Here is a 26,283-nt window from a genome sequence, read left to right on the forward strand (position 1 = left end):
CTGCGGTCTTTGTTAATATATATTATTTTACTTCAGTAACACCAGTTACTTTACCATTAGATATTTCAAAGCTTTTTTTGTACTCATCTTTAGCAAAGTAGACATTACCTTTAACTGTAGCCTTGTTTACATTAAAGCCATTAGCCTCAACATAAATGTCACCAACAAAGATACCACCTTGGAATCTAGTGTTAGGGCTTTTGATAATCATCTTAGGAGCAGTAATAGTAAAGCTTTCAGTGATATTGTGATTCTCATCTTGAGTATAAGGAGCGATTTTACGATATACATCATTACTAGCCTTACCTTTATTGTGGAAAGTACCTTCTACAACCAACTCTTTATCAAAAGTTAAATCATTTAAAGTAGCAATAATCCACTTACCATCTTTACTAATTGATTTTTTGAAAACTGCCTCATCTGTTATATTAATAGAAGCAGCAGCTACTACATCTGTATCAGCCTTTACTTCAGTAACACCAGTTACCTCACCATTAGATACTTCAAAGCTTTTTTTGTACTCATCTTTAGCAAAGTAGATATTACCTTTAACTGTAGCCTTGTTTACATTAAAGCCATTAGCCTCAACATAAATGTCACCAACAAAGATACCACCTTGGAATCTAGTGTTAGGGCTTTTGATAATCATCTTAGGAGCAGTAATAGTAAAGCTTTCAGTGATATTGTGATTCTCATCTTGAGTATAAGGAGCAATTTTACGATATACATCATTACTAGCCTTACCTTTATTGTGGAAAGTACCTTCTACAACCAACTCTTTATCAAAAGTTAAATCATTTAAAGTAGCAATAATCCAAGTACCATCTTTACTGATAGCTTTTGTAAAAGCAGCTTCATCACTTACAATCGAAGCTGTTGTTACTGCATCAACATCTTCTTTAGGTTGCCCTTCAGTTGTAGCAGATTGATTTCCAGCACACCCTGTTAATACTACAAATGATAATAAGAATATTAGACTTAAACTAAAAAATTTCTTCATATTTATCTTCCCCCTTAAAATAATATTTATTATAAAACAAGATTCTAAGTAATTAGCTGTCTTGTCCAATAAATAAAATATAGACAAGATAATATCTGTAGTCACACATATTATCTTATAAGCGTTGCTAAGTGTTTAATGATATAGTATAGTTAACTTAAAGATGATAATTTATTAGGCTAATCCGTTACTATCCAACCTAGTAAACCACCGAAAATAGTTGGAATTAGTCTAGAGAAAATTAAAAATTAAGGTTAAGCTGCAATTTTTTTATCATAATTTACTGGCTTTTTAGATAGGTTGAACAACCAGGGAATTAAATAATAATCTAGACCGAAGGCTTTACCAGCACCAGAAAGCATAGTTAAAGAGATTAAGAATAACCAGACTGGCTCCCAGATTCCTGCTTCTGAACCTAAAGCACCAATGATAAAGTTGGCACTCATACCCATTGCTGCAAGCCCTCCTAAGACTGTTAAGCAACCAAAAATTAAACTAAGCCCTACACCTAATTCGGTAAGAACAAGTATTTTTTGGAATAGTACTTGATTTGGAACAACAAAGGTCTTCATTAAATCAATATAGATTTGAGGTGTACCTTCACTCCATAAGATTGAAGAGGCTCCAGAAACAAGTTGTCCTTCAGATCCAGTTAACCAACCCTCTTGTACTTTATGGATACCTTCTATTAAGAACCTTAATCCTAAGAAGATTCTTAAGATAGCTAACCAGTAAGTACCTGACTTTTTAGAGAAGTGTCTTACTAGCATTCCAATACCTCCTTTAACATCAGTAAATTGATGTTCAATATATTCCCAAATCAAACTCAAACCATTAACTTCAAATAAATAATGCATATTAACCAGATGCTTGGTTATCATTGCTAAAAATCCTGACATTGGAAGAGTCAATTTTGGAGTAGGTTTAAGTTCTGCTACAGCATAATTAGCCCCTATAGAGACCATTACTCCATGTAACTGTGGTTTAAACTCCTTTAACTCTTTGCCAGTAATCTCTGCATAAATATTATTGGCAACAGATTTACCTGCTTGTACAGCAGCTTCAACTAATTGGGGCATAACCCAGTTATCTTCAGTTTCAAAGTAGGTATTATCTCCAATAGCATAGATGTTCTTAATAGATGTTTGTAGATAATTATTTACTTCAATCCTATCGCGATGATTTAATTTTAAACCTAATTTCTTTACAAATTCCTTAGCTTTAACTCCACCAGTCCAGATTAGAGTTTTGGTCCTAATTTTTGATTCTTCCGCTTGTGGGGCATCAATAATATGACTACCTTCTAGTTGACAACTATTAATAGTTACGCCATCTTCTTCTACTTTACAGATGGTAGAATCTAGAAGAATTTCTACACCAAGCTCTTCTTTAAGGTATCTTTCTGCCTTAGCAATACGCTTCTTACTTAGTACAGGCAGAATCTTATCCATAGCCTCGATAACTTTAATGCTAACTTCTTCTCTTGGGATATTATATAACTTACATAAATCATTTGCCCATTCGGCAATCTCACCAACTGTTTCTATTCCTGTAAAGCCACCACCACCGACAGTAAAGGTTAATAGTTCTTTACGCTTATCGATATTCTTCTCTTGAGAAGCTAAACTGAACATGGTGCGAATATGTCCGTTAATTCTTTTAGCATCCTCCAAAGACCAAAGGTCAAAAGCATGTTCCTCCATGCCAGGAATATTAAAGTATGTTGGCTCACTACCTACTGCTAAGATCAAATAATCATAGCTATATATAGCTTCTTGAGATAGCAACTGTTGTTTGTCAGTATCGATATTGATAATTTTATCTTGAACTAGATTAACTTTAGTGTTGTCAAAGACATCAGTTAAGGAGACTTTTACTCCATTGCTATCGATTCTATTACCAGCAACTTCATGTAACTCAGTTAATAAAATATGATGTTGATGCTGGTCAATTAAAGTAATCTCAATAGAATCATTCTTTTTAAACTTCTTATTAAGGGTTTTAGCAGCCTTAATACCAGCATAACCAGCTCCTAGAATAACAATCTTCTCATTCATCTCTTCCCTCCTTTAAACAAGATTATAAGATTTTAAGAGAATGTATTTATTCTCTATTAAGTATATTTCGCTGATAATTTTATAATTCCTTTATAGTTTTATAAAACATTATGATTTTTGCAGGATAAAAGTAATTAAAAATAGAACTGATTTAATAATAATTCTAAGATGATATGTGAAGCAATGCACTAATTATCAAAAATTGGCGTGGTCATATAAATTCTATTTTCAATAAGTATTGAGGAGGTATTAATGGTTTTTAGTAAAAACAGAAAATGATTATCATTACTATATTCCATTCAATATGTTAACATAGGTAATTGTTTGTGTCAATAATATTTTAATCACTGTTAAAAGTAATTGACAAGAGAAATGGTTTTTGATAAACTTTGGAAATGATAATAATTCTTATTTTCCTAAGCGTTAGGATTTATTAAAATCATTCCTATAATGTAAGATTATTGATAATCTTATATGACAGTATATTTAAATTTTACTCTAAAGTTGGATGACTATAATCGATTATGAGCTTAGCATTCTATTTATTGAATTAACTCATTTTGGGTTTTATTCATAAAATTTTAAAAAGGATATGTGGTGATAAAAGTGAAATTAAATAAGGAAAGATCTTTTAAAGCTGTTTGCTTTATGTTATTGATAAGTATAACTTTATTAGGGTGTTCAGCTAAAAATGAAGATTCTAGTTTTAAAAGTGATTATAAGATGGGAACGATAGTTCAACTGAAGGTTTATGGTGCAGGTGTAGAGAGTACAGTTGAAGAAGCCTTTACTTTAATAGATGAGTTAGAGCAGAAGATGAGCTTAAATATTAAAGGTAGTGAAATTAATCAAGTCAACAACTCTGCTGGTAAGAAAGGTGTAGAAGTAAGTATTGATACCTATCGAGTAATTGATAGAGCTTTAAATTATGCTAAGTTAAGCCAAGGGTACTTTGATCCTACTATCGGTCCAGTCGTTAAATTATGGGGGATAGGTAGTGAAGAACAGCAGATTCCTTCTAAAGATGAATTGGCAGATAAGTTGAAGTTAGTAAATTATAAGCAAGTAAAACTGAATCCTGAAATTAAAAGTATTAGCCTAGCAACAGCAGGTATGATTTTAGATGTAGGTGGGATTGCTAAAGGTTATGCTGCTGATAAGGTAATTGAACTATTAAAGGGTCAGGGAGTAAAGAGTGCTTATATCAGTCTTGGTGGGAATGTATCTGTCTTAGGTGCCAAACCTGATGGTTCTGATTGGAAGGTAGGGATTCAAGATCCTAAGGCTAAAACCCGTGGTGAAATAATAGGTATTGTAAATGTAAAGGATAAGACTGTGGTTACTTCTGGTAATTATGAACGTTATTTTATTGAAGATGGAGTTAGATATCACCATATTTTAAATCCACAGACCGGTTATCCAGCTAGAAATGGAGTTATTAGTGCTACTATTGTAGCTAAAAGCTCCTTTGATGCTGATGCGTTATCTACGGCTGTCTATATTCTAGGAGTAGAACAGGGATTACAATTGGTTAATACATTAGATGGTGTAGAGGCAATCTTGATTACTGAAGATGATCAAATCTATGTTACAGATAAATTGAAGGATAAGTTTAAAATCACTAAAGAGAATAAATATAGCTTAATAAATTAAGGATTAGTATCTCTAAATTATTTAAAGTAGGTGATGTGGAGTGTTTTGGGATAGATTCCCCCTTATTAAAGAAGAGGTAGTTCAATTTGAAGATTATTTACAAGGGACTTTAGTCAGTAGGCAGCCCTTGATTCAAGAAGCTATTTCAGATTTGGCTAAATCAGGTGGTAAGAGAATTAGACCAGCTTTATTGATGTTAACAGCCAAATTTGGTGAATATAAGAGAGAAGAGGTATGGTCATTAGCGGCTGCTTTAGAGATTTTGCATATGGCAACTTTAATCCATGATGATATTATAGATGATGCTAATTTACGGCGTGGATCTGAAACTGTACAATCTAAATATGGTAAGGATGTAGCTGTCTTTGCTGGAGATTATCTCTTTACTTTGACCTTTGATATCTTAGCAGGAGAAGCTACAAATGAACAGCTAAAGCAAGTGTCTAATATAATTAAGCAAATTTGTGAAGGTGAGATTCAACAGCATCAAGATAGATATAATATAGATGTAACTTATAAAGGTTATTTTAAAAGGGTTAAGAGTAAGACTGCACTATTATTTGAAGGAAGCTGTGCTTTAGGAGCAGGTAGTGCAGGTCTACCTAAGGCAACAGTTAGAAACCTTGGTCATTATGGGCGTTATATAGGAATGGCCTTCCAACTAGTGGATGACCTCTTTGACTTTACTAAAAGTAGTAGTAGTATTGGTAAGCCGAAAGGAAATGATTTTACCCAAGGTATCTATACCTTACCAATCTTATATACCCTTTATGAAAGTAGCTATGGCGAGAAGTTGGCAGAGTTATTAGATAATCCATTAGAGAATAATCAAGAAATTAAAGATATTATAACAAATAATGGTTCTTTAGATTATACCATGAAGGTAGCCAAAACCTATATCAATAAGGCTAAAAAGAAGATTAAAGGTTTAGCAGGTAATCCTTATCATCAGATATTGATAGACTTGGCTGATATAGTTGTAAATAGAGATTATTAAAAAGGTGTCAGTGTAGGTGTGATCAAGGAGGTAAATCATACCTATACTGAAATAAAAAAATCTCCTTTACAATAAAATTGTCTGATGTTATAATTTTACATAAAGTAGCAAGATTTTTTATTAAAATCAGAAAAAATATTAATAAATTTCAGAACTGCTCCGTTAAGAGTATTTTATTTTTTTGATTTTAGTTTAAACGTTTAAACTCCACTGTTTTAATCTTAATCAACTACTAGGAGGCATAAAGATGGAAAGAAAATGGTGGCATGAAGCAGTAGTATATCAAATCTACCCACGAAGCTTTAAAGATACAACAGGGAATGGAGTTGGAGATTTACGGGGAATTATTGACAAACTGAATTATTTAGAAGAGTTAGGCATTGATGTAATTTGGTGATCTCCAGTCTATAAATTACTAATGGATGATAATGGTTATGATATCTCTGATTATCAAGATATTGCCCCAGAACTTGGAACTATGGGTGATATGGAGGAATTGATTGAAGAAGCAAGAGAACGTGATATTAGAATTATTATGGACTTGGTGGTTAATCATACCTCTGATGAACATCCATGGTTTATTGAGGTAAAAAAAGTCCAAGGATAATCCCTATCGTAATTATTATATCTGGCGTGACCCCAAAGGTGGAGGATTACCTAATGATATACCTTCAATCTTCAGTGGACCAGCTTGGGAGTATGATGAAGATTCTGGGCAGTATTATTTTCATCTCTTTAGTAAGCGTCAGCCTGATTTAAATTGGGAGAATCCTAAGGTTCAAGAGGAGGTTTATCAGATGATGAACTTCTGGTTGGAAAAAGGTATTGGTGGTTTTAGAATGGATTAATAGGTAAAGAAGTTGATAAAAAGATTACTGGAAATGGACCAAGGCTATATACTTTATTACAAGAGATGAATAAAGCAACCTTTGGTAATTCTGATGTTTTAACAGTTGGTGAGACTTGGGGTGCAACTTCAGAGATTGCAAAATTATATTCTGACCTTGAACGTAATGAGCTATCAATGATCTTCCAATTTGAGCATATGACCATTGACTGAGATGATATTGAAGGAAAATGGCGTCCCAAGCCTTTGGATTTTAAGAAATTAAAGAAGGTTTTGAGTGAATGGCAGACTGAACTTAAGGTTCAAGGCTGGAATTTATTATTTTGGAACAACCATGATTTGCCACGGATTGTATCAAGATGGGGTAATGGCAAGAAGTATCGTGTAGAGTCAGCTAAGATGTTGGCTACATTATTACACTTTATGCAAGGAACACCTTATATCTATCAAGGTGAAGAGATTGATAATTACAATGATATTGAAATTCTAAACTTCTATCGTGATAATCTTAAAAAAGGATATAGCCATCAAGAGATGATGGAGACGATTTGGAAGAATGGACGGGATAATGCTAGAACCCCAATCCAGTGGAATGATACTGAAAATGCTGACTTTACAGCTGGAACCTCTTGGTTAAAGGTCAATCCAAATTATAAAGAGATCAATGTGGAAGATGCATTAAAGGATTCTGATTCTATCTTTTACTATTATCAGAAGCTAATCCGATTAAGAAAAGAGAATGATATTATCGTTTATGGTGATTATGAATTGTTATTAGCAGAAGATGACTCAATCTTTGCTTATACTAGAACTTTAGCTGATGAGCAGCTATTGGTTATCGTTAACCTTTTTGAAGAAGAAGCAGAATTTATTCTATCAAATGAGATTAGTTTTGAGAAGAAGGAGTTGTTAATAAGTAACTATGAAGTTGATGAAGATGAGAGTATTACTAAGCTAGAGCTGAGACCTTATGAAGCACGAGCTTATAAGTTAAGTTAGTTATTTAAAACTCTTAAAATTTGAATTTGTACTTTATTGGTGGAGTTCCAATATTTTGATAAGATTAAATATTCTGCTGGAACTCTTCTACTTTTGGACTTTAAACTTTATGATTCTGGGTAGTGTAAATTCTTAAATTGAGCATTTTCAACTACAGTTTTTCCAGGAGTTAATTTAATATCTTTATCTATAATTACTTGATTGTAGATACTAGTTATTTTAAAATCGAAGGATTTTTGTCTTGGGTTAACTTTAGTAAAGATACCATCTGGTCTTCTTTTCAGTTTTATATATTTTTCTTTCTTCTTATCAAAGTACTCTAGTTTTTTAACTGGATAGAGGTGGTTTCTTAATTGTACATTTATATAATATTCAGTACTATCTGAACCAAAATGATATTTTATTTTATCATCATTAGGGTCGGGGAATTCTAAGGGAATTATTCTCCATGTGGTACCGATAATACCCCTTGAGAGTCTAGTTATCTTTTGGAAAGCCTTTTCTTCTAAATCAATATAGTCTTTATCTTTACCCATACTATCAACAACTAATACTTTTATAGTATTTAGCCAGTTAGTGACTTCTAGATAGGCACCACACATTAGTCCTTTATTATAATCAGAGATATTAACTGCTGCTATATAGTATCCTTGCGGAGGAACTTTATAACAATGCCATTCTTCGTGTTTATAATAAGTAGTTTTTCCCTTGTGAATTTCTTTGGGTTTAGGAATATAAATCTTTTCACCGGGATAGATAAGGTCTGGGTTCTTTATTTGAGGGTTGGCAGCAATTAATGTTCCAAGAGGTATGTTATTTCTTTGAGAAATGTAAAATAAAGTATCTCCGGGTTGTATAATATACTCATAGACTGGTTGAATAATTTGACTATCATTATTATTTTCATCTCTTTCAGTAGGTATTTTAATCACCTCCATATGTTAAATTTGTTTAAATATTATATATTATGTTATAAATGTTATAAGTGTTACATTGAAAATTGAGATTGAATTGCAATTGAAGGTAGGAAGATGTGAGTTTTAGTGAGCTGTATATGCTAAAGATATTATTCTAGTAAGATAATTGATAATGTCTATCATGGATTTTTAGAATATAATATTATTTTAATCTTACGCTAAGGAGGAAGTTACTGTGGGTGTGACAATCAAAGATGTTGCTAAAGAGGCTAAGGTCTCTATTGCAACGGTATCTTATGTGATTAATAATAAAGGAAATGTAACTGATGAAACCAAAGAGAAGGTGTTAAAGGCTGTTAAAAAGTTAGGCTATCAACCTAATCTCTCTGCCAGAAATTTGGTTGGGCAAAAGAGTAATCTAATCGGTGTATTAATACCTAATTGGGGTGATGCTGATAGATTAAGTGAGGGCAATAAGGACAATTTTAACTTTGATAACCCCTTTTATGGCAATATACTCAATAGTATAGAGTCACTAAGTACAAAGGAAGGCTACAGTATATTACTTATCGGTTCTACTATTACTGCTGATAAAGTTAAAAATATAATTTTACAGAGGGATTTAGATGGTTTGATTATCATTGGAGCACTTCCTAAGCTGATAGATAATTTGAGTGAAATTAAGATTCCAATAGTCTTGATTGATAGCTATACTAAGCAGGAGAAGTTTTATAAGGTAGGAATTGATGATGAGTATGGAGGTTATATTGCTACCAAGCACCTCTTGGATTTAGGGCATAAGGAGATTGGCCTGATTAGTGGTGAATTAATAGAAGATGGTGTTGATATGGAACGTTTTAAAGGATATAAAAGGGCTTTACTTGAAAGAAATCTCCCTATCAAAGAGGAGAATATATGTAATGTAGGTGTTTCGATGGAGGGGGGATATCATGGAGTAGAGGAGTTATTAAAGCAGAATCAGCAGTTAACAGCAATCTTCTCAACTGCTGATATTATGAGTATGGGAATTTATAAAAAGTTAAATGAGCTTAAATTCAAGATACCAGAGGATATTTCAATTGTTAGTTTCGATAATTTTCCTTATACTGAATTTCTCCATCCTTCTCTAAGTACAGTAAGTCAACCAGTTTTCTTAAAGGGAAGGCAGGCTGCAGAGGTATTGATTGATTTAATTGCTGGAGATAGAGTGGATAATCAGACCTTGACTCTTCCCATAGAACTAATTAAAAGGGATTCAGTTAAAAGGTTATGATGGCAGAGTATTGCTAAAGCTGATTTATTATTAAAGATAGGAGTTGATATGATGAATAGCTCAGAGATTATAGATAATGGTAGTTTAACTGGAGATAATAGTTATTTTATCTTTAGTGAGCTTGTAGATTATCAAAAGGAAGGGAACGTATTATTTTTAAGGCTAACAGAGGGGAGTATAGCCTTAGAGTTTTTAACTAGTGATATCCTTAGAGTAATCATGGCTAAAGGTGATAATCAAATTGATTTTAGTAGTACCCCAGCAGTAGTTGACCATACTTTGAATTATAATAATTTTAGTATCTTAGATAGAACAGAAGTATTAGAGGTTAAAACAGAGTCCTTAAAGATTTTAATCAATAAGAAGAAGTTTTCTTTAAGCTTTTATGACTTAGAAGACAATCTAATTCACCAAGATTATAATGACCATGCTCTTGGTTGGAGTGGAGATCAGGTTAGAGCATGGAAGAAGTTAGAGGAGCAAGAGAGATTCTATGGGCTTGGAGAGAAGACAGGATATTTAGATAAGCGGGGGCGTAAGTATACTATGTGGAATACCGATACCTTCAACCCCCATGTACCAAGTACTGACCCCTTATATCAATCTATTCCTTTTTTAATTGGATTTAATCAAGGGAGAAGCTATGGAATTTACTTTGACAATAGCTATCAGACTTACTTTGATCTAGGATTGAATTCTAAGGAGTATTATTCCTTCTGGGCTGAAGGTGGGAAGCTAGATTACTATTTTATCAATGGTTCTAATATCAAAGAGATAATTAAATCCTATACCAATTTAACAGGCAGGATGCCACTACCACCAAAATGGTCTTTAGGCTATCACCAATCCCGTTATAGCTATCATCCTGAAGCAGAGGTTAGAGAAATAGCCCAGAAGTTTAGAGAGAAGGAGATTCCCTGTGATGTAATCCATCTTGATATTCATTATATGGATGAATACAAGGTCTTTACTTGGAATGAGAAGGAATTTCCTCAACCTAAACAGATGCTAAGTGACTTAGGTGAGGATGGTTTTAAAGTAGTAACGATTATCGATCCTGGGGTAAAAAAAGACCCTCGTTATAAGTTATATCAGGAGGGGCTTGAGCATGATTACTTCTGTAAATACCTAGACGGAGAATATTATATTGGTAAGGTCTGGCCTGGTGATTGTGTTTTTCCAGACTTTACAAAGGCAGAGGTTAGAAGGTGGTGGGGAGATAAGCATCACCTATTGTTAGAGCAAGGTGTAAAAGGAATCTGGAATGATATGAATGAACCAGGTATCTTCAGTGATACCAGCACTATGGATATTGAAGTAGTCCATGATAATGATGGTGATATGGGAACTCATAGCCGTTTTCATAATTTATATGGCTTGTTAGAGGGGCAGGCTACTTATGAAGGGCTAAAGAGATATAATTCTAAGGAACGTCCCTTTGTCTTAACGAGAGCAGGCTTTTCAGGGATTCAACGTTATTCAGCTGTCTGGACAGGGGATAATCGTAGCTTTTGGATTCATTTAGAGATGGCGATACCGATGTTGATAAATATGGGTCTTTCTGGAATTACCTTCTGTGGAACTGATGTAGGGGGATTTGCTGATAACAGCGATGGGGAGCTGTTGACCCGTTGGATACAGCTAGGTCTATTTATGCCTTTTTTGAGAAACCATTGTGCCATTAATAATATCAACCAAGAGCCTTGGTCTTTTGGCAAGAAGTATGAAGAGATAATTAGAAAGTATCTTAAGTTACGTTATAGGTTCTTAACCCATCTTTATAACCTCTTCTATCAAGCTCATCAAAGTGGATTACCTATAATGAGACCTTTAGTTTTAGAGTATCCTGAAGATGAGAAGACCTATAATCTCTCAGACCAGTTTATGGTCGGTGATAGTGTCCTAGTAGCTCCAGTATACCAACCAGATAGAAGTGAGCGGATGGTCTATCTACCTAAGGGAGAATGGCATGATTTCTGGACTGGGCATAGCTATCAAGGTGAAGAGCATATTATAGCTAAGGCACCTTTAGACACGATGCCGATCTTTATTAAAGCAGGTGCTATTCTACCTTTATCCCCAGTGATGAATTATGTAGGGGAAGAGAAGATAGAGGAACTTGAGTTAAATATATACTTAAGTGGTGATGTTAAAGAAGGTAGCTATTGTCTCTATGAAGACGATGGGAGCAGCTTTGCTTATCAGCAAGGGAGATATAATATAAGGGAGTTTAGTTATCTCTATCAAACTGATAGATTAGAGTTTAACATAGATAGTCTAGCAGATGATTATCAATTAGAGTATAGTAATTACTTAATTAGATTTAGGAATTTAGATTTAGAACCTAGCGTAGTAATGATAGATGGAGTTAAAAGTAATCAATGGGAATATAATCATGGTGGCTTAGAACTTAAGGTAGAGATTGAGGCAAGTAAGATAGAGATTAAATAAGTATAAATAAAGAACGAGTATATTAGCTAATATACTCGTTCTTTATTTAATAAACACTTAAATTAGAAAGATTGTTGGGATGATATAAATTATACTTAGAAACTAGAAAATTATATATAAATTAGTCTTGACCTTATCATTATGATAAGGTCTATAATAATAGTATAATCGGATTTGTTTTACAGAAGGGAGGTGAAAGCTTGTTTAAAATAGGAGAATTTTCAAAGTTTACAAAAGTATCTAAAAGAATGTTAAGGCATTATGATAAGGTTGGATTATTTAAGCCTGCAAAAATTGATAAATTAACAGGGTATCGTTACTATTCAGCAAAACAAATGCCAGAACTTATCAAAATAATTATATTTAGAGATGTTGGGTTTAACATAGCAGAAATATCTAGATTAGTTAAAATGAAAGATAATGAAGATATTTTAAAAGAATTAGAAATGAAAAAGTTGGAAATTGAAGAGAATATCAATAATCAAAGGAAAACTATATCTGATATTAATAAGATTATTTCTACATTAGGAAAGGAGATGATTACAATGGATTATAAAGTTGAATTCAAAGAAATAGCAAGTTGTAAAGTAGTATCGATAAGAGATAAGGTGAAGAATTATAGTAAAGAAGTTGACTTATGGGCTATGTTAGGTAATTTTGCTCAAAAGAATCAATTACAACCTAATGGTAATCCTTTTGCAATATATCATGACAGCGAGTATAAAGAAAGTAATGTAGATATTGAAGTTGCTATGCCTGTGGCAGAGTTACAAGAAAACGAAGGAAAATTTGTCTTTAGAGAAGTTGAACCCGTGCCATGTGTCGCAACACTTTTATATAAAGGGCGTTATGAAAACATTGATAGAGCCTTTTTCTTTCTTGCAAATTGGATTGAAGATAGTGAATATGAGTCTTATGGAGAAGTACGTCAAGTATCTATTAAAGGAGCATGGAATGAATCTAAGCCAGATAACTATCTAGTAGAAGTCCAAATACCTGTAAGAAAACAAAATATGTAGATTCAAATAATTATTTTAATTAGAGATATAGAGCAAAGCATGTTTTGCTGTAATTGTTGATTATTAGCTAATAATCAATTTAGCCCAAGACTACTTCCTTATCCTTTTTCCTTTAGGTCATGTGGTTAATAATTAATTAAAGTATCATACGCGTTAACTTAAGCTGAATTTTGACAATTGGTTAACGGAATATTATATTCAATTAACCTTTCAACACTTATTTTTTCTTATGTTTTTCATATAAACTAGCTTCTGCAATTCTTTTAAAGAAAAAATAAGTTCTTTAATATTAGGAATCATGAAAATTAAAATCTCGGTAACTTTTGTACTTTCATCAGACAATAATTTTATAAAAAGTAGGTTCAACAACGAACTTTGTGATTAAGAATAGTAATGGGCTAAATTTAAGTTATGAGTTAGCTACAGATTTTCAAATTATGATAATACCAGAGTTTAAAACCTGTGGATAAAAGGTTATTTACAATTTCAAAAATATATTTTCATAAAAGTTGTGGAAGGACCCAAATTGCTCATAAAATTTACATAGTTTCAGTAGAAACATTTAGCATACGAGCAATAGATAATGATTATCATTCATGTTTGTTCTCCTTTATTGACAAGCAATATTACATATGCTATCCTATTATCGTAAGAGAATTACTTACATAATTAAGTTTGATTAATTTTATAAGTTAGTCATTTTTTGAATTAATAATTAATATCTTAGATTTAGTATTATATAAATTTATGTGGAGGTGAAGGTCATGGCTTATACAATTAGTGATGCTTGTATTTCTTGTGGTGTATGCGAAAGCACTTGCCCAGTAGAAGCTATTTTTGAAGGTGATACTCAATTTGAAATCGATGCTGATGCTTGTATCGATTGTGGTGCTTGTGCAGGATCTTGTCCAGTAGAGGCAATTGAAGAGTAATAAATACATAAAACCTCAGAGAGGACTATCCTCTCTGAGGTTTTTTTATTTTAGATATGATTTTTAAAGGTGTGTATCTGTTTAAATTAAGAACTTACCATAGTACCACCATTAACATGGAGTACCTGACCTGATACATATTTTGAATCATCAGAAGCTAAATAGACATATGTAGGTGCTAATTCAAAGGGTTGACCTGCCCTCTTTATTGGAGTATTCAAGCCAAAATTTTCTACTTTTTCTGGAGGAAAGCTTGATGGGATAAAGGGTGTCCAGATTGGTCCAGGAGCTACAGCGTTTACTCGAATATCATTTTCAATTAAGGATAATGATAAAGAACGGGTAAATGTTACTATTGCCCCTTTTGTAACAGAATAATCAATTAAATTTTTATGGCCTTCATAGGCTGTAACTGATGTTGTATTTATGATTTTACTACCTTTTTTCAAATGTGGTAAAGTTGCTTTAGTCATATAAAAACAAGAAAAAATATTTGTACCAAAAACATCTTCTAATTGTCTATTAGTTATATCTAATATACTCTCTTGATAGACTTGGATAGCCGCATTATTAACAAGAATATCCACTTTACCAAAAGTATCTATAGTTTTTTCTACAATTTTGTAAGAGAATCTAGGATTTTTAAGATCACCTTTAATGGTTAAACAGGTACTACCTATCTTTTCAACTATCTCTTTAGTTTTTTTTGCATCAATATCTTCATAAAGGTAAGCGATAACTATATCGGCTCCTTCTTTAGCAAAAGCAACTGCAACAGCTCGACCTATACCACTGTCTCCTCCTGTGATAATAGCTACTTTATTTAATAATTTATTGCTTCCTTGATAATCTGGATTATTAAAAATAGGTCTTGGCTCCATGATTTTTTCTATACCAGGGTGCTGCTTCTGGTGTTGAGGAGGAAAGGTAATTGGTCTTTTCTTACATCTTTGTTCAAAACCGAAATAGGGATATTTGGGATACATAAATAAGGCTCCTTTTATTGATTTTAGATTATTATATTCTTTGTATAAGTAAAAGGTTATTAATTCTCTATTTTATTAAGGGGATTAAATAGAGAATTTGTTGAATAATAAAGATTATATCTTTACATATATTGTTAGTAAGAGGAGTAAAATACTATCACAAGACTTTATTTGTTAAAGGGGTTAAGAATTTTATCTAGAAAAGTAAATAATTATGATAGATCCAATTTATAAATTTTGAATTAGTATATATAAATAATGAGGTGATAGAAGTATGAAACCTACTCTTGGTGTAGCTTTAGGGGCTGGATCAGCAAGGGGACTAGCTCATTTAGGGGCTTTAAAGGCCTTTGAAGAAGAGGGGATAGAGATTGATTATTTAGGTGGTACTAGTATGGGGAGTGTAATTGGTGGCTTTTATGCTGCAGGATTGTCACTAAACAGACTAGAGCGATTAGCTATTCATTTAAAATGGGAGCATTTAACAGATATAACTGTACCAAGAAAAGGGCTGATTGCTGGTAATAAGGTAAAGGAGTTCTTTGAATTATTGACTCATAGAAAGAATTTTGAGGATTTAAATCTTCCCTTTGTTGCAGTAGCAGCAGATATTGAGAAGGGGGAAGAGGTAGTAATTAAGGAAGGATTAGTAGCTGATGGTATTCGAGCCAGTATGTCTATTCCAGGAGTTTATGTGCCATATGAGTTAGATGGTAGGGTCTTAGTAGATGGAGCTGTCTTAAATAGAGTTCCTGTAACTCCTGTAAGGGAGATGGGAGCTGATATTGTTGTAGGTGTAGAGGTTAGTTATAATGTAATTAATGGGACTAAGGTCAATAATATCTTTGATGTGATTATCAATTCTATTGATATTATGCAACAGGAGATTGCTGAGCATAAGAATACTGGTGCTGATATATTAATTATTCCTGAGGTTGGTCATATCCCTACAACTGGTTTAGATCAGGCAGAAGAATGTATCAAGTTAGGATATCAAGCTACTAAAGAGTCTATACCGAAAATTAAAAAGTTGATAGAGGAGTGGAGTTTAGATGAGGCGTCTCAACAGAGAAGATAGACATTTACTTCTAGGAATAATCTGCGTATTAATAGTAGGATTTTTAGTTTTTTGGCCTACTGATTATTATAGAATTTCACCTGGAATTGCTAAAACCTTAGAGCCAATGGTAGAAGTGAAAGCTGAGTCTTATCCTATAAAGGGGGAGGTAATGCTAACAGCTGTTTCAATGAGAGAGGCTAGATTATTCGATTATTTATATATTAAATTATTCAAGCCCCAATTGATTGAATTAAGACCTAAACCTGAAGGCGTAAATATGAAAGAATATGCTGAGGTTATGCTAGAGATGATGAAAGAGAGTCAACTTAAGGCTAAAGCAGTAGCTTTAAAGGAAGCAGGTTATGATCCTAAGATAACTGGGGAGGGGGTCAAAATTGTTAAGGTACTAGAAGAAGGAGATGCCTATGGAAAGTTACAAGAGGGTGATATCATAGTTGCAGTTGATGGTGACCCCGTTCATTTGATGACTGAGACTGTAGATAAGATTCAAAATAGAGAGATGGGGCAAGGAGTTAAGGTTACCGTTAAAAGGGGCGATGAGAAGAAAGATTATAATTTAAGAACACTTCCTTTACAAGAAAATTCAGATAACCCTTCGATTGGTGTCCTAATCACACCTTATAATAGAAAGTATACTCTCCCTATCGATATAGAGATTAATGCAGGAAAGATTGGGGGACCTTCAGCAGGAGGGATGTTTACTTTAGAGATCTATAATCGCTTGGTACCAGAGGATATTACCCATGGGTTGAAGATTGCAGGGACAGGAACGATAGATTTAGATGGCCGTATCGGCAAGATTGATGGTATTCAACAGAAGATAGCAGCAGCTCAGAAAGAAGGGGCTAAGGTATTTTTTGTCCCTAAGGGTAATGCTAAGAAGGCTCAAAAGATGAAGGTATCAGGGATAAAGCTTGTAGTAGTAGAGAATATAAAAGAGATAATTGAATATCTTAAAGAAGAAAAATTTAAATCATGAAATGAAATTATTTAACTCTACTATATAGGTTATATTTAGAATATTGAATAAAAAATAAGCAGTGAGAAGGTATAATTATCATTGCTTATTTTTTATAGTTTTAATAACTCAATTAAAACCTTAGCATTAGCCCTAGCATCATCGATTGCTCGATGATGATTATCTATAGAGATTGAGAAATAATCTGCTATTGTCTTTAATTTATGATTTTCTAAATTGGGTAACTTTTCCCTTGATAGATATAAGGTATCTACTATTTGATCAATTTTACTCTTATAGTCAGGGCGATTGAACTTAAATTTATCTACAGCAGCATCTAGGAAGGGGATATCAAAGGCCTTAATATTATGTCCAGATAATAGACTCCCTTCTTCTATGAAATCCACAAATCTAGGTAATACTTCATAAATTGATTCTTTATCCTTTATCATTTCTGTAGTAATACCTGTAATTTTGCTTATCTTTTTTGGGACTTTCATAGCAGGATTTACTAGTGAATGGAATTCATCACAGATTTCAAAGGTATTATTTTTATTGTCTATGTTGAGTTTAACTGCAGCGATCTCAATGATTCTGCCCCAACTACAAGGTTTTAAACCTGTAGTCTCCAAATCAAAAACTATATAAGTTTTGCTATTATCTTCTTTTAGGAGGAGTATAATCTCCTTTGCTATTTCTTTTTCGATTTTACTACTTTCGATTTTTCCTTCTAAGATTGCTGTCAAGTAATTCTTACTTCTTTTGGTTAATTCATCTTGGTTAAAGTACTTATGCCATACCTCAAAAGTATGATATAAGAATCTATATATTTTAAGTTTTTCATGATAATATTCATTATCTTTAGTAGAAACTTCTCTATTATCTTTCAGATTTTCAGCTAATTTTATAATTGCATCTTTAATATCTTGCATTATTTTGTTCCTCCCATGGTTCTTCAATTATTAAGGATTGACTTAATTATTTTATAATTATAGGGTGTTTACGAAAATCTATATTCCCTCTTCTGAGATTATGGTTAGGGTAAGCCAAAGAATAGATATTATTTGCTTTAATATCAAGACTTAACATTTCTTGTAAAAGGCTATTTGTTTTTTGGCTACTCCTATAATGATTTGCTACTTTTGTTATAAGAGGAAGGGTAGAATTCTCCTTTATTAATTTTAATAACTCTCTTCCTTTATGATTAAAACCTAATACTCTTAGATATTGAGGTCCTCCCCCTCTATCGAATCTATCTAGAGTTGTTTGGTCTAAATTTAATAGAATTTGGGTTAAGATTCTCTGAATTCTAGTTTGAGTGAAACATTTTGTGTTAATTAGATTTATCAATTCTTTTAAAGAACTTGACTCTATACTAGCGTCTTTAATTCTATTCTCTAACCCTCCTATAATATCCTCGAAATTCTTCAAATCATGATGGGTTATTCTTCTTAATAAAGTTAAGATAGAATTAGAGAAGTTCTCATAGAAAATTGGTCCTTTTTGTTGATTGAATTCATTCTCTAATACTGCACAGCTTTTATCTGGGAGTACTTGTTTTAGTTTTTCATCGATTAACTTTTTGTTTTGATTATAGTTTTCTTGTAAATTCTTCCTAATTGCTGAGGCACTTGCTAACTTTCTAATCTCTTGGGAATGATATCCTTCACCTTCTCTTTTAATAGTTAAAGGGGTAATGGAACTTTCCGATTGGATTAGTGCTTTAATATACTCAATTCCTAAAATATTATTAGGGTTATTTAATATTTGAATATATTTTTCAGATGATTTTTTAAATTCATCCTGATTAGCTTTAATATACTCTACCAAGGCTTGACTTCTAGCTTGGGGATAAGAGAGCCCTGTTGAAAGGCTAGCCTTAATTTTCTTACTGACTTCTGTAGGTTCATTAGCTATGATTTTAGCAATCTGCTTTAAAGGTTCAATCTCACCCAATTCACTACCAAAGCAGATAAAGTCTACAATTTTAGTTGCTTCAAGTAACCTAATTGCACCAAATGCAAAATATTCAGCACTTCTAACAGAGTAGGAAACTGGAAGTTGAATCACTAAATCTACCCCAGAATTCAGTGCCACCTCTGTTCGAGCCCATTGGTTGACTATAGCGGGTTCTCCACGTTGTAAGAAAGCTCCACTCATAATGCAGATACAAGCATCTGCTTGGCTTGCTTCTAAAGATTTCTCTATATGTAATCGGTGCCCTTGATGAAAAGGGTTATATTCTGTGATAATTCCAAGAACTTTCATTAATTTTCCTCCTAATTTTTATCGTATAGGTTTTATTTAATCTATAATTTATATTCCGGTTATTAGTAATAAATGATAATAGGTAATGGTTAGAAATTTTTCGTTACGGGTCATTTGTCATTTGCTACTATACTATTATAGAGATATTAAAGTCAAATATCAATTTACTAGTATAAATTTAACCTCTTTATAAGAAAATAATTTTAGAAATTTTCGTTTATTATATAGTGGGAAAAAGAATTTAAATTTATTTTTAATATAAAACGCTACTAGTTCTTATCAAATGGGAAAAGATACAAAATATTTAATTCACAGATATTATTCTAAGACTATTTTCTTAAAATATCTTTAAATATGTAAGGCTAACCATTTATTATAGCTTATAAACCTGAGAATTACTATAGTTATTAATGTGAAATTTTTAATCAGTATATATTGATTAATTGTCAGATAATTAGAAACATTATGATTAAATTGACTTTTGTCATTATTTAAACTATAAATATTTTATCAAAAAAACAAGGAATTTGCATAGTATATATAGTAATTATAAAGATGAATAAGAAGAATTAATAACATTACAATTTAGTGCTAAGGGGGATAAAATATGAGTTTTATAGGAATGATTCATGATAAGGCAAAAAGTGATAGAAAAAAGATTGTTCTGCCAGAAGGAACTGAACCAAGAATGATTAAAGCTGTTCCTATTATTTTAGAAAAAGAGATTGCTGATATTATATTATTGGGTGATGAACAAGAGATTAAAGATGTAGCTTTAGAGCATGGTGTAGATTTAATAGGGGCTGAAATCATTAATCCACTAGAATCAGATAAGTTAAGTGATTATGCTAATACTTATTATGAGTTAAGAAAGCATAAAGGTGTTACTTTAGAAGATGCTCAAGAGCAGATCAAAGACCCTTTGTACTATGGAGCAATGATGGTTAAAAAAGGAGATGCTGATGGTAAGGTAGCAGGTGCTGCCAACTCTACTGGAAATGTATTACGTGCAGCTATTAAGATAGTGGGTACTGCTGAGGGGATTTCTGTTATCTCAGGAGCATTTATTATGATTGTACAAGATAAAGATTTTGGTACAGATGGATTGATGGTATTTGGAGATTGTGCTGTAAATCCAGCTCCAAATGCAAATCAATTGGCTGAAATTGCTATCTCTTCTGCAAAGACAGCTAAGGATTTAGCTGGTATTGATCCAAAAGTAGCTATGTTATCCTTCTCTACAAATGGCAGTGCTAAGCATGAGCTTGTAGATAAAGTACAACAGGCTACTAAAATAGCCCAAGAAGCTCAACCAGAGTTAGAGATAGATGGAGAGATGCAATCAGATGCAGCAATTGTACCTGTGGTTGCTCAGAAGAAGTATCCTAATAGTGAAATTGCAGGAAATGCTAATGTATTAATCTTCCCGGATTTAGAGGCAGGAAACATCTGTTATAAATTGGTTCAGAGGTTAGCACATGCAGAGGCTATTGGACCTATCCTACAGGGTGTAGCAAAGCCAGTTAATGATTTATCCCGTGGATGTAATGTTCAAGATATTGTAAATGTAGTAGCAATTACTGCAGTACAAGCTCAGAATTGCTAAGTTTAATTAGTGGTATAAATGGTACATAGTTTAATGATTAGTAAGTAAATAGAATTAAGGAGGAAACAAACATGAAAATTTTAGTAATCAATAGTGGTAGTTCATCAATTAAGTATCAATTAATTAATATGGAAGACGAGAGTGTTTTAGCCAAAGGCTTAGTTGAAAGAATCGGAATTGAAGGTTCCCGCTTAGAGCAAGAGAATGGTGATGGAAATGAATTTGAAGTAGTACAAGATATTCCTGACCATTCTGTGGGAATGGAGCTAGTAATTGACTCTTTAACTGGAGATAAAGGTGTTATTTCTAGTGTAGATGAAATTCAAGCTGTAGGTCATAGGGTTGTACAAGGTGGAGATACTTTTGATAAGTCAGTAGTTGTGAATGATCAAGTTAAGAAAGATATTGATAGATGGGCTTCATTGGCACCATTACATAACCCAGCTAACCTGATGGGGATTGAAGTGTGTGAAAAACTAATGCCTCATGCAAAGCAGGTAGCAGTATTTGATTCTGCATTCCATCAAAGTATGCCAGAAGAAGTATATATGTATGCTTTGCCATATGAATTATATGAAAAACACTCTATTAGACGTTATGGAGCTCATGGTACTTCTCATAAATTTGTAGCAGCTCAAGTAGCAAAAGAGATGGGTAAAGATATTGAAGATTTAAAGATTATTACTTGCCATTTAGGTAATGGAGCAAGTGTAACTGCTGTTAAGAATGGTAAATCATATGATACAAGTATGGGACTTACCCCATTAGAAGGGTTAGTAATGGGAACTCGTTGTGGAGATATCGATCCTGCTATTATACCTTTTGTAATGGAGAAAGAAGGACTATCTCCACAAGAAATGGATCATCTAATGAATAAAGAGAGTGGTTTATTAGGAGTTTCTGGTGTCAGCAGTGATATGAGAGATATAGAAGAAGGTGCTGAGAATGGAAATAATAGAGCTAAATTAGCATATGATATATTCATTTATAGAGTTAAGAAGTATATTGGTTCTTATGCTGCCGTTATGAATGGTGTTGATGCAATTGTCTTTACAGCAGGAATTGGTGAGAATGCTATTGAATTAAGAGAAAAAATCTGTGCTGATTTAGATTACCTAGGAATCAAGTTAGATGCTGAAAAGAATAATGTTAGAGGAAAGGCAACTGAAATCAATGCCGATGATTCTAAAGTGAAGATATTTATTATCCCAACTAATGAAGAATTGGTTATTGCTCGTGATACAAAGGAATTAGTGGGTAATTAAAACAAAAATTCTTGACAACAAGGCAAGAGCTATATTATAATGAATAATGTTGTCCTAGAGGTGATTATATATGAATATAAGAGTAAATGTTGAAAGTATTAAAGAAAATCTAGGGACTAATTTAAAGCAAGAATTTGATATTTTTTTAGAAGATATGCTTATACAGGGTAGAGAGGTATCTTTTGAAAACCCAGCTAAACTTGATATAACTATAATCAATTCCAATAAGGAATATATAGTTATGGGTCATGTGAAGTTAAGAGCCGTCTTGCCTTGTAGTCGATGTTTAGAGGAGTTCTTTATGCCTTTAGAGTTTGACTTTAATTTTGAATTGTCTAAAGAAGAGATAGTAGATGATGAAATTAATGTCGGAGAAGGTTTGCTTAAAGAGCTAAGATTAGCTTTTCCTATGCAGGCTGTCTGTAATGAAGAGTGTAAAGGATTATGTCCAAGTTGTGGTAACAATTTAAATCGAGAAGATTGTGATTGTTTTATGCATAAGGTTGATCCAAGACTAGCTAAATTACAGAAGTTATTAAAGGAAGATAAGTAATTGGGTAGTTATAGAATTTCTATATAACATATGATGTACTAATGTAAGGAGGTGTTTGTAGTGGCAGTACCTAAGCGAAGAACCTCAAAAACTCGTAAGAGAAAAAGAAGAACGCACTGGAAGTTGAATGCTCCAAACATTGTGGAATGTCCACAATGCCATGAGCCAAAATTATCTCACCGTGTATGTCCTGATTGTGGATACTACGATGGAAGAAAAGTGAAATAATTATCATAGATAAGAGCAAAGTGGAATTTTTCCACTTTGCTCTTTTTGTTTTTATAAGTATAATAGATTTTAATATTTTTTATATAATTAAAATATTATGGATATTATATTTACATAAAGCGGAGATTTCACAAATCTTAGTTAATTATAGATTTTAGTATTGGATTAATATATGAATAAGTTTAAAGTAGAACTTCATTGGTATGTTGCAATAATTTTCATAAAGAAGATATAAATCAAAACCTTTTTTGACGCAGACTAAAATCTGACTAAAATCCGATTTAAAAACTTAATTTATTTAATTTTTTAATCTGTATTTATCTGCATAAACCTGGGTCTAAATCTTCTTTTGGTATTGATTTTAATATGAAGAACTTTAATTCAATCTATATAGTTAAGTTAATTACGGTGGATAAAGATACTATATCTAGTAGATTTGTTGTTCTTTTAATACAAAATATAGAATTTAGTAAAAAAGATAAAAAGTATCTAAATAAAATCTTGCAATGGCAGAAAAATTTATATATAATAACTATAGAAATTAATTAGTATCAGGTCCTAAAAGGAGCTTTTAATAGGTGGTAAAAAATATGAGAAGATTGACTAAAGCTGAACGTCAAGAGAATTTAAAGGAACGATTAGATGAAGACCCTTTTTTAATTGATCGGGAATTGGCAGAATTATTTAATGTCAGTATTCAAACTATACGTTTAGATAGATTGGAATTGGGTATACCTGAAGTCAGAGAGCGAATTAAATCTGTTGCTAGACAGGCAAGTTCTAAAGTTAAATCGGTACAGAGTGAGGAGATTATTGGAGAATTGATTGATATTCAACTTAATGATAGTGGTATCTCTATCTTAGAGAGTACTGAAGAGTTAGTATTAGAAAAGAGTAAGATAGTGCGTGGACATCATATCTTTGCTCAAGCTAATTCTTTAGCTGTAGCGATCATTGATGCTGATGTTGCTTTGACTGGTTCAGCAGAAGTTAGATATAATCGACCGGTCTATGTTGGTGAAAGATTAGTAGCAAAGGCCAAGGTAGAGAAGATAAAAGGGAATAGATTTTACGTAAAGGTAGAAACTAAGATTAACGGGGAAAGTGTTTTTAATGGAGAGTTCATCATATTCTCTATTGAAGATGACCTGATGAATAAGGAGGGTTGATCCGTTGAAGATTATTGTTGATGCTATGGGAGGAGACCATGCTCCTTATGAGATTGTAAAAGGGGCTATTGAAGCAAGTCAAGAGATTGATTCTAAACTTATCTTAGTAGGAATTGAAGAAAAAGTTAAGAAGGAACTTGCTAAATATACATATGATAAAGATAAGATAGAGATTTACCATGCCTCTGAAGTTATTGGTATGAATGAATCACCAGCCAAAGCATTAAGAAAGAAGAAAGATTCTTCAATTGTTGTAGGTTCTAAGATGGTGAAAGAGGGAGCAGGTGATGCTTTTGTATCAGCAGGAAGTACAGGAGCGGTAATGGCAAGTAGTCTGCTTAAAACTGGCCGTATCAAAGGGATAAAAAGACCTGCAATTGCTACAGTATTTCCTACATTAAAGGAAGAGACACTTCTTTTAGATATGGGGGCAAATGTGGATAGTAAGCCAGAGCATTTAGTGCAACATGCTTTGATGGGGCAGATTTATGCTAAGAACTTATTAGATAAAAAAAATCCCACAGTAGGCTTATTAAGTATTGGTGAAGAAGAGAAAAAAGGAAATGAATTGACCATTGAAACACATAAATTATTAAAAGAGATGGATAATATAAATTTTGTAGGTAATGTTGAAGGGCGTGATATCTTCACAGGAAAGTATGATGTCATCTTATGTGAAGGATTTGTAGGAAATGTTGTCTTAAAGACTACCGAAGGCTTAGCTTCTGCATTATTTAAAATTATTAAGCGGGAGATCACAGCAACCTTCTTAGGCAAAATTGGTGCTCTATTATTAAAGTCTGCCTTTAAAAGGGTAGCTAAAAAGATGGATTATACTGAATATGGTGGTGCTCCGCTATTAGGCATAGATGGTATAACGATAATTAGCCATGGTAGTTCTAATGCTAAGGCTATAAAGAATGCTATAAAGAATGCTGAAAAGGGAATAAAAGCAGATTTGATAAATTTAATTAAAGCTAATATAGAAAGCTAATATTGAGGGGAAGGACTGGTAAGTGATTATGGTACGAGAACTTAGAAGAGCTAAGATTGCAGGAGTGGGTTCTTTTGCTCCTGAGAAGGTCCTAACAAATAATGAATTAGAAGAGATGGTAGATACTAGTGATGATTGGATAACGACTAGAACAGGGATAAAAGAGAGAAGAATTGCTGAAGATGATATATCGACCTCTGACTTGGCTTATGAGGCGGCTAAAAATGCGTTAGCAGATGCAGGGTTAGAAGCAGAGGATTTAGACTTAATTTTAGTAGCTACCGCTACTCCTGATTATTTAGCATTTCCCTCCACTGCTTGTGTGCTACAAGATAAATTGGGAATTAAAGGTATCCCTGCTTTTGATTTGGTAGCAGCTTGTTCTGGATTTGTTTATGGTATATCTGTTGCTACTCAATATATTGAAACAGGTGCTTATGATAATGTTTTAGTAATTGGTGCTGAAACACTATCTAAGATTATTAACTGGGAGGATAGAGGTACTTGTGTCTTATTTGGTGATGGGGCAGGAGCAGCAATCTTAACTCCTACCAAATCAGGTGGTATCTTATCAAATGTTATTGGAGCAGATGGAGAGCAGAATGAAGTTCTAATAGTACGTGGAGGGGGATCTAAGAGACCCTTTTCTCAACAGATTATTGATGAAGGACTACATTATTTAGAGATGGAAGGTAATCCTGTCTTTAAATTTGCTGTTAGAATCTTAGGAAAGGCAGCTATTCAAGCTTTAAAAAAGGCTGGATTAACTAGAGATGATATTGATTTCTTGATTCCACATCAAGCCAATATTAGAATCATTGATGCTGCAGCTAAAAGATTGAAGTTAGATAGAGAGCAGATTTATGTAAATCTTGATCAATATGGGAATACTTCTGCAGCATCAATTCCTCTTGCTCTAGATGCAGCTGTGAAGGAAGGCAAAATTAAGAGTGGAGATATAGTTGTTCTTGTTGGCTTTGGAGCAGGGTTAACTTGGGGAGCTACAGTTATTGAATGGGTTTAAAGGGAG

The 26,283-nt window shown here is 32.8% G+C and carries 21 protein-coding genes and 1 pseudogene; 16 read left to right on the forward strand and 6 right to left on the reverse strand.

The genetic code is table 11. The features are described 5' to 3' along the window. Positions 1–22: 22 nt before the first annotated feature. Positions 23–1,000 carry a hypothetical protein gene (locus tag U472_RS17020; protein WP_068717446.1) on the reverse strand — a complete coding sequence of 326 codons (978 nt, stop codon included), beginning with the start codon at positions 998–1,000 and terminating at the stop codon, positions 23–25. Between the two features lie 254 nt (positions 1,001–1,254). Continuing rightward, positions 1,255–3,057, reverse strand: a complete 1,803-nt coding sequence (locus U472_RS08415; protein WP_068717448.1) for an FAD-dependent oxidoreductase — start codon at positions 3,055–3,057, stop codon at positions 1,255–1,257. Positions 3,058–3,663: 606 nt separating this feature from the next. Between U472_RS08415 and U472_RS08420 the strand changes: the two genes are divergently transcribed. The 3 genes and pseudogenes from U472_RS08420 to U472_RS08430 all read left to right on the forward strand — a co-directional run bounded on the left by U472_RS08420 (position 3,664) and on the right by U472_RS08430 (position 7,553). Further along, positions 3,664–4,710 carry an FAD:protein FMN transferase gene (locus U472_RS08420; protein WP_245684777.1) on the forward strand — a complete coding sequence of 349 codons (1,047 nt, stop codon included), beginning with the start codon at positions 3,664–3,666 and terminating at the stop codon, positions 4,708–4,710. Between the two features lie 40 nt (positions 4,711–4,750). Beyond that, complete coding sequence (locus tag U472_RS08425) at positions 4,751–5,707, forward strand: polyprenyl synthetase family protein (RefSeq protein WP_068717450.1); 957 nt, start codon at positions 4,751–4,753, stop codon at positions 5,705–5,707. Between the two features lie 247 nt (positions 5,708–5,954). After that, positions 5,955–7,553: pseudogene (locus U472_RS08430) on the forward strand (glycoside hydrolase family 13 protein). Between the two features lie 107 nt (positions 7,554–7,660). Here U472_RS08430 and U472_RS08435 read toward each other — a convergent pair. Continuing rightward, positions 7,661–8,485: an expansin EXLX1 family cellulose-binding protein gene (locus U472_RS08435; protein ID WP_218059060.1), complete on the reverse strand. Its 825-nt coding sequence runs from the start codon at positions 8,483–8,485 to the stop codon at positions 7,661–7,663. 220 nt (positions 8,486–8,705) lie between these two features. Here U472_RS08435 and U472_RS08440 point away from each other — a divergent pair, with 220 nt between their 5' ends. The 4 genes from U472_RS08440 (at position 8,706) to U472_RS08455 (ending at position 14,145) form a co-directional block, all read left to right on the forward strand. Then, positions 8,706–9,743: a LacI family DNA-binding transcriptional regulator gene (locus U472_RS08440; RefSeq protein WP_068717454.1), complete on the forward strand. Its 1,038-nt coding sequence runs from the start codon at positions 8,706–8,708 to the stop codon at positions 9,741–9,743. A gap of 51 nt (positions 9,744–9,794) precedes the next feature. After that, complete coding sequence (locus U472_RS08445) at positions 9,795–12,194, forward strand: glycoside hydrolase family 31 protein (protein WP_068717458.1); 2,400 nt, start codon at positions 9,795–9,797, stop codon at positions 12,192–12,194. A 200-nt stretch (positions 12,195–12,394) separates the two neighbouring features. Then, positions 12,395–13,213, forward strand: a complete 819-nt coding sequence (locus tag U472_RS08450; protein WP_068717460.1) for a MerR family transcriptional regulator — start codon at positions 12,395–12,397, stop codon at positions 13,211–13,213. Positions 13,214–13,977: 764 nt separating this feature from the next. Further along, positions 13,978–14,145, forward strand: coding sequence for a DUF362 domain-containing protein (locus tag U472_RS08455; RefSeq protein WP_068717462.1), 168 nt, complete (start codon positions 13,978–13,980; stop codon positions 14,143–14,145). An 86-nt stretch (positions 14,146–14,231) separates the two neighbouring features. Here U472_RS08455 and U472_RS08460 read toward each other — a convergent pair whose 3' ends face one another. Further along, positions 14,232–15,131 carry an SDR family oxidoreductase gene (locus U472_RS08460; protein WP_068717464.1) on the reverse strand — a complete coding sequence of 300 codons (900 nt, stop codon included), beginning with the start codon at positions 15,129–15,131 and terminating at the stop codon, positions 14,232–14,234. Positions 15,132–15,405: 274 nt separating this feature from the next. Here U472_RS08460 and U472_RS08465 point away from each other — a divergent pair, with 274 nt between their 5' ends. Together U472_RS08465 and U472_RS08470 are read left to right on the forward strand one after the other, a co-directional pair. Further along, positions 15,406–16,209: a patatin-like phospholipase family protein gene (locus tag U472_RS08465; RefSeq protein ID WP_068717466.1), complete on the forward strand. Its 804-nt coding sequence runs from the start codon at positions 15,406–15,408 to the stop codon at positions 16,207–16,209. Further along, a complete protein-coding gene (locus U472_RS08470; RefSeq protein ID WP_068717469.1) occupies positions 16,184–17,191 on the forward strand; it encodes a YlbL family protein in 1,008 nt (335 codons plus the stop codon). Before U472_RS08465 ends, U472_RS08470 begins: the two co-directional genes overlap by 26 nt. Before the next feature lie 92 nt (positions 17,192–17,283). Here U472_RS08470 and U472_RS08475 read toward each other — a convergent pair whose 3' ends face one another. Both U472_RS08475 and U472_RS08480 read right to left on the reverse strand, forming a co-directional pair. Continuing rightward, entirely contained in the window at positions 17,284–18,102 is an 819-nt protein-coding gene (locus tag U472_RS08475; RefSeq protein ID WP_068717471.1) for a 3'-5' exonuclease, read from the reverse strand. 46 nt (positions 18,103–18,148) lie between these two features. Beyond that, entirely contained in the window at positions 18,149–19,438 is a 1,290-nt protein-coding gene (locus U472_RS08480; protein WP_068717473.1) for a nucleotidyltransferase, read from the reverse strand. A 607-nt stretch (positions 19,439–20,045) separates the two neighbouring features. Between U472_RS08480 and pta the strand changes: the two genes are divergently transcribed. The 7 genes from pta to U472_RS08515 all read left to right on the forward strand — a co-directional run bounded on the left by pta (position 20,046) and on the right by U472_RS08515 (position 26,277). Next, positions 20,046–21,044: a phosphate acetyltransferase gene (gene pta, locus U472_RS08485; protein WP_068717475.1), complete on the forward strand. Its 999-nt coding sequence runs from the start codon at positions 20,046–20,048 to the stop codon at positions 21,042–21,044. Between the two features lie 71 nt (positions 21,045–21,115). Further along, complete coding sequence (locus U472_RS08490) at positions 21,116–22,309, forward strand: acetate/propionate family kinase (RefSeq protein ID WP_068717477.1); 1,194 nt, start codon at positions 21,116–21,118, stop codon at positions 22,307–22,309. Positions 22,310–22,379: 70 nt separating this feature from the next. Beyond that, on the forward strand, positions 22,380–22,862 hold the full coding sequence (locus U472_RS08495) for a YceD family protein (RefSeq protein WP_068717479.1): 483 nt from the start codon (positions 22,380–22,382) through the stop codon (positions 22,860–22,862). Positions 22,863–22,922: 60 nt separating this feature from the next. After that, the gene (gene rpmF, locus U472_RS08500; protein ID WP_068717480.1) at positions 22,923–23,090 is read left to right on the forward strand and encodes a 50S ribosomal protein L32; all 168 of its coding nucleotides are present in this window, start codon (positions 22,923–22,925) and stop codon (positions 23,088–23,090) included. 590 nt (positions 23,091–23,680) lie between these two features. Next, positions 23,681–24,259, forward strand: coding sequence for a transcription factor FapR (gene fapR / locus U472_RS08505; RefSeq protein WP_068717482.1), 579 nt, complete (start codon positions 23,681–23,683; stop codon positions 24,257–24,259). 4 nt (positions 24,260–24,263) lie between these two features. Next, positions 24,264–25,253, forward strand: coding sequence for a phosphate acyltransferase PlsX (gene plsX, locus U472_RS08510; RefSeq protein WP_068717484.1), 990 nt, complete (start codon positions 24,264–24,266; stop codon positions 25,251–25,253). A gap of 28 nt (positions 25,254–25,281) precedes the next feature. Next, positions 25,282–26,277 (forward strand): beta-ketoacyl-ACP synthase III, encoded by a 996-nt coding sequence (locus U472_RS08515; protein WP_068718851.1) that lies wholly within the window; start codon positions 25,282–25,284, stop codon positions 26,275–26,277. Positions 26,278–26,283: the final 6 nt, after the last annotated feature.

It is taken from the genome of Orenia metallireducens, assembly GCF_001693735.1.
In the GTDB taxonomy this organism is placed as follows: domain Bacteria; phylum Bacillota; class Halanaerobiia; order Halobacteroidales; family Halobacteroidaceae; genus Orenia; species Orenia metallireducens.

Excerpts from the sequence above, each read along its gene's own strand:
- fapR (WP_068717482.1), top strand. The coding sequence starts at position 23,681 with ATGAGAAGATTGACTAAAGCTGAACGTCAAGAGAATTTAAAGGAACGA.
- U472_RS08465 (WP_068717466.1), top strand. The coding sequence starts at position 15,406 with ATGAAACCTACTCTTGGTGTAGCTTTAGGGGCTGGATCAGCAAGGGGA.
- pta (WP_068717475.1), top strand. The coding sequence starts at position 20,046 with ATGAGTTTTATAGGAATGATTCATGATAAGGCAAAAAGTGATAGAAAA.
- U472_RS08415 (WP_068717448.1), bottom strand. The coding sequence starts at position 3,057 with ATGAATGAGAAGATTGTTATTCTAGGAGCTGGTTATGCTGGTATTAAG.
- U472_RS08475 (WP_068717471.1), bottom strand. The coding sequence starts at position 18,102 with ATGCAAGATATTAAAGATGCAATTATAAAATTAGCTGAAAATCTGAAA.
- U472_RS17020 (WP_068717446.1), bottom strand. The coding sequence starts at position 1,000 with ATGAAGAAATTTTTTAGTTTAAGTCTAATATTCTTATTATCATTTGTA.
- U472_RS08445 (WP_068717458.1), top strand. The coding sequence starts at position 9,795 with ATGAATAGCTCAGAGATTATAGATAATGGTAGTTTAACTGGAGATAAT.
- U472_RS08515 (WP_068718851.1), top strand. The coding sequence starts at position 25,282 with ATGGTACGAGAACTTAGAAGAGCTAAGATTGCAGGAGTGGGTTCTTTT.
- U472_RS08480 (WP_068717473.1), bottom strand. The coding sequence starts at position 19,438 with ATGAAAGTTCTTGGAATTATCACAGAATATAACCCTTTTCATCAAGGG.
- U472_RS08455 (WP_068717462.1), top strand. The coding sequence starts at position 13,978 with ATGGCTTATACAATTAGTGATGCTTGTATTTCTTGTGGTGTATGCGAA.
- U472_RS08470 (WP_068717469.1), top strand. The coding sequence starts at position 16,184 with ATGAGGCGTCTCAACAGAGAAGATAGACATTTACTTCTAGGAATAATC.
- U472_RS08460 (WP_068717464.1), bottom strand. The coding sequence starts at position 15,131 with ATGTATCCCAAATATCCCTATTTCGGTTTTGAACAAAGATGTAAGAAA.
- U472_RS08495 (WP_068717479.1), top strand. The coding sequence starts at position 22,380 with ATGAATATAAGAGTAAATGTTGAAAGTATTAAAGAAAATCTAGGGACT.
- U472_RS08490 (WP_068717477.1), top strand. The coding sequence starts at position 21,116 with ATGAAAATTTTAGTAATCAATAGTGGTAGTTCATCAATTAAGTATCAA.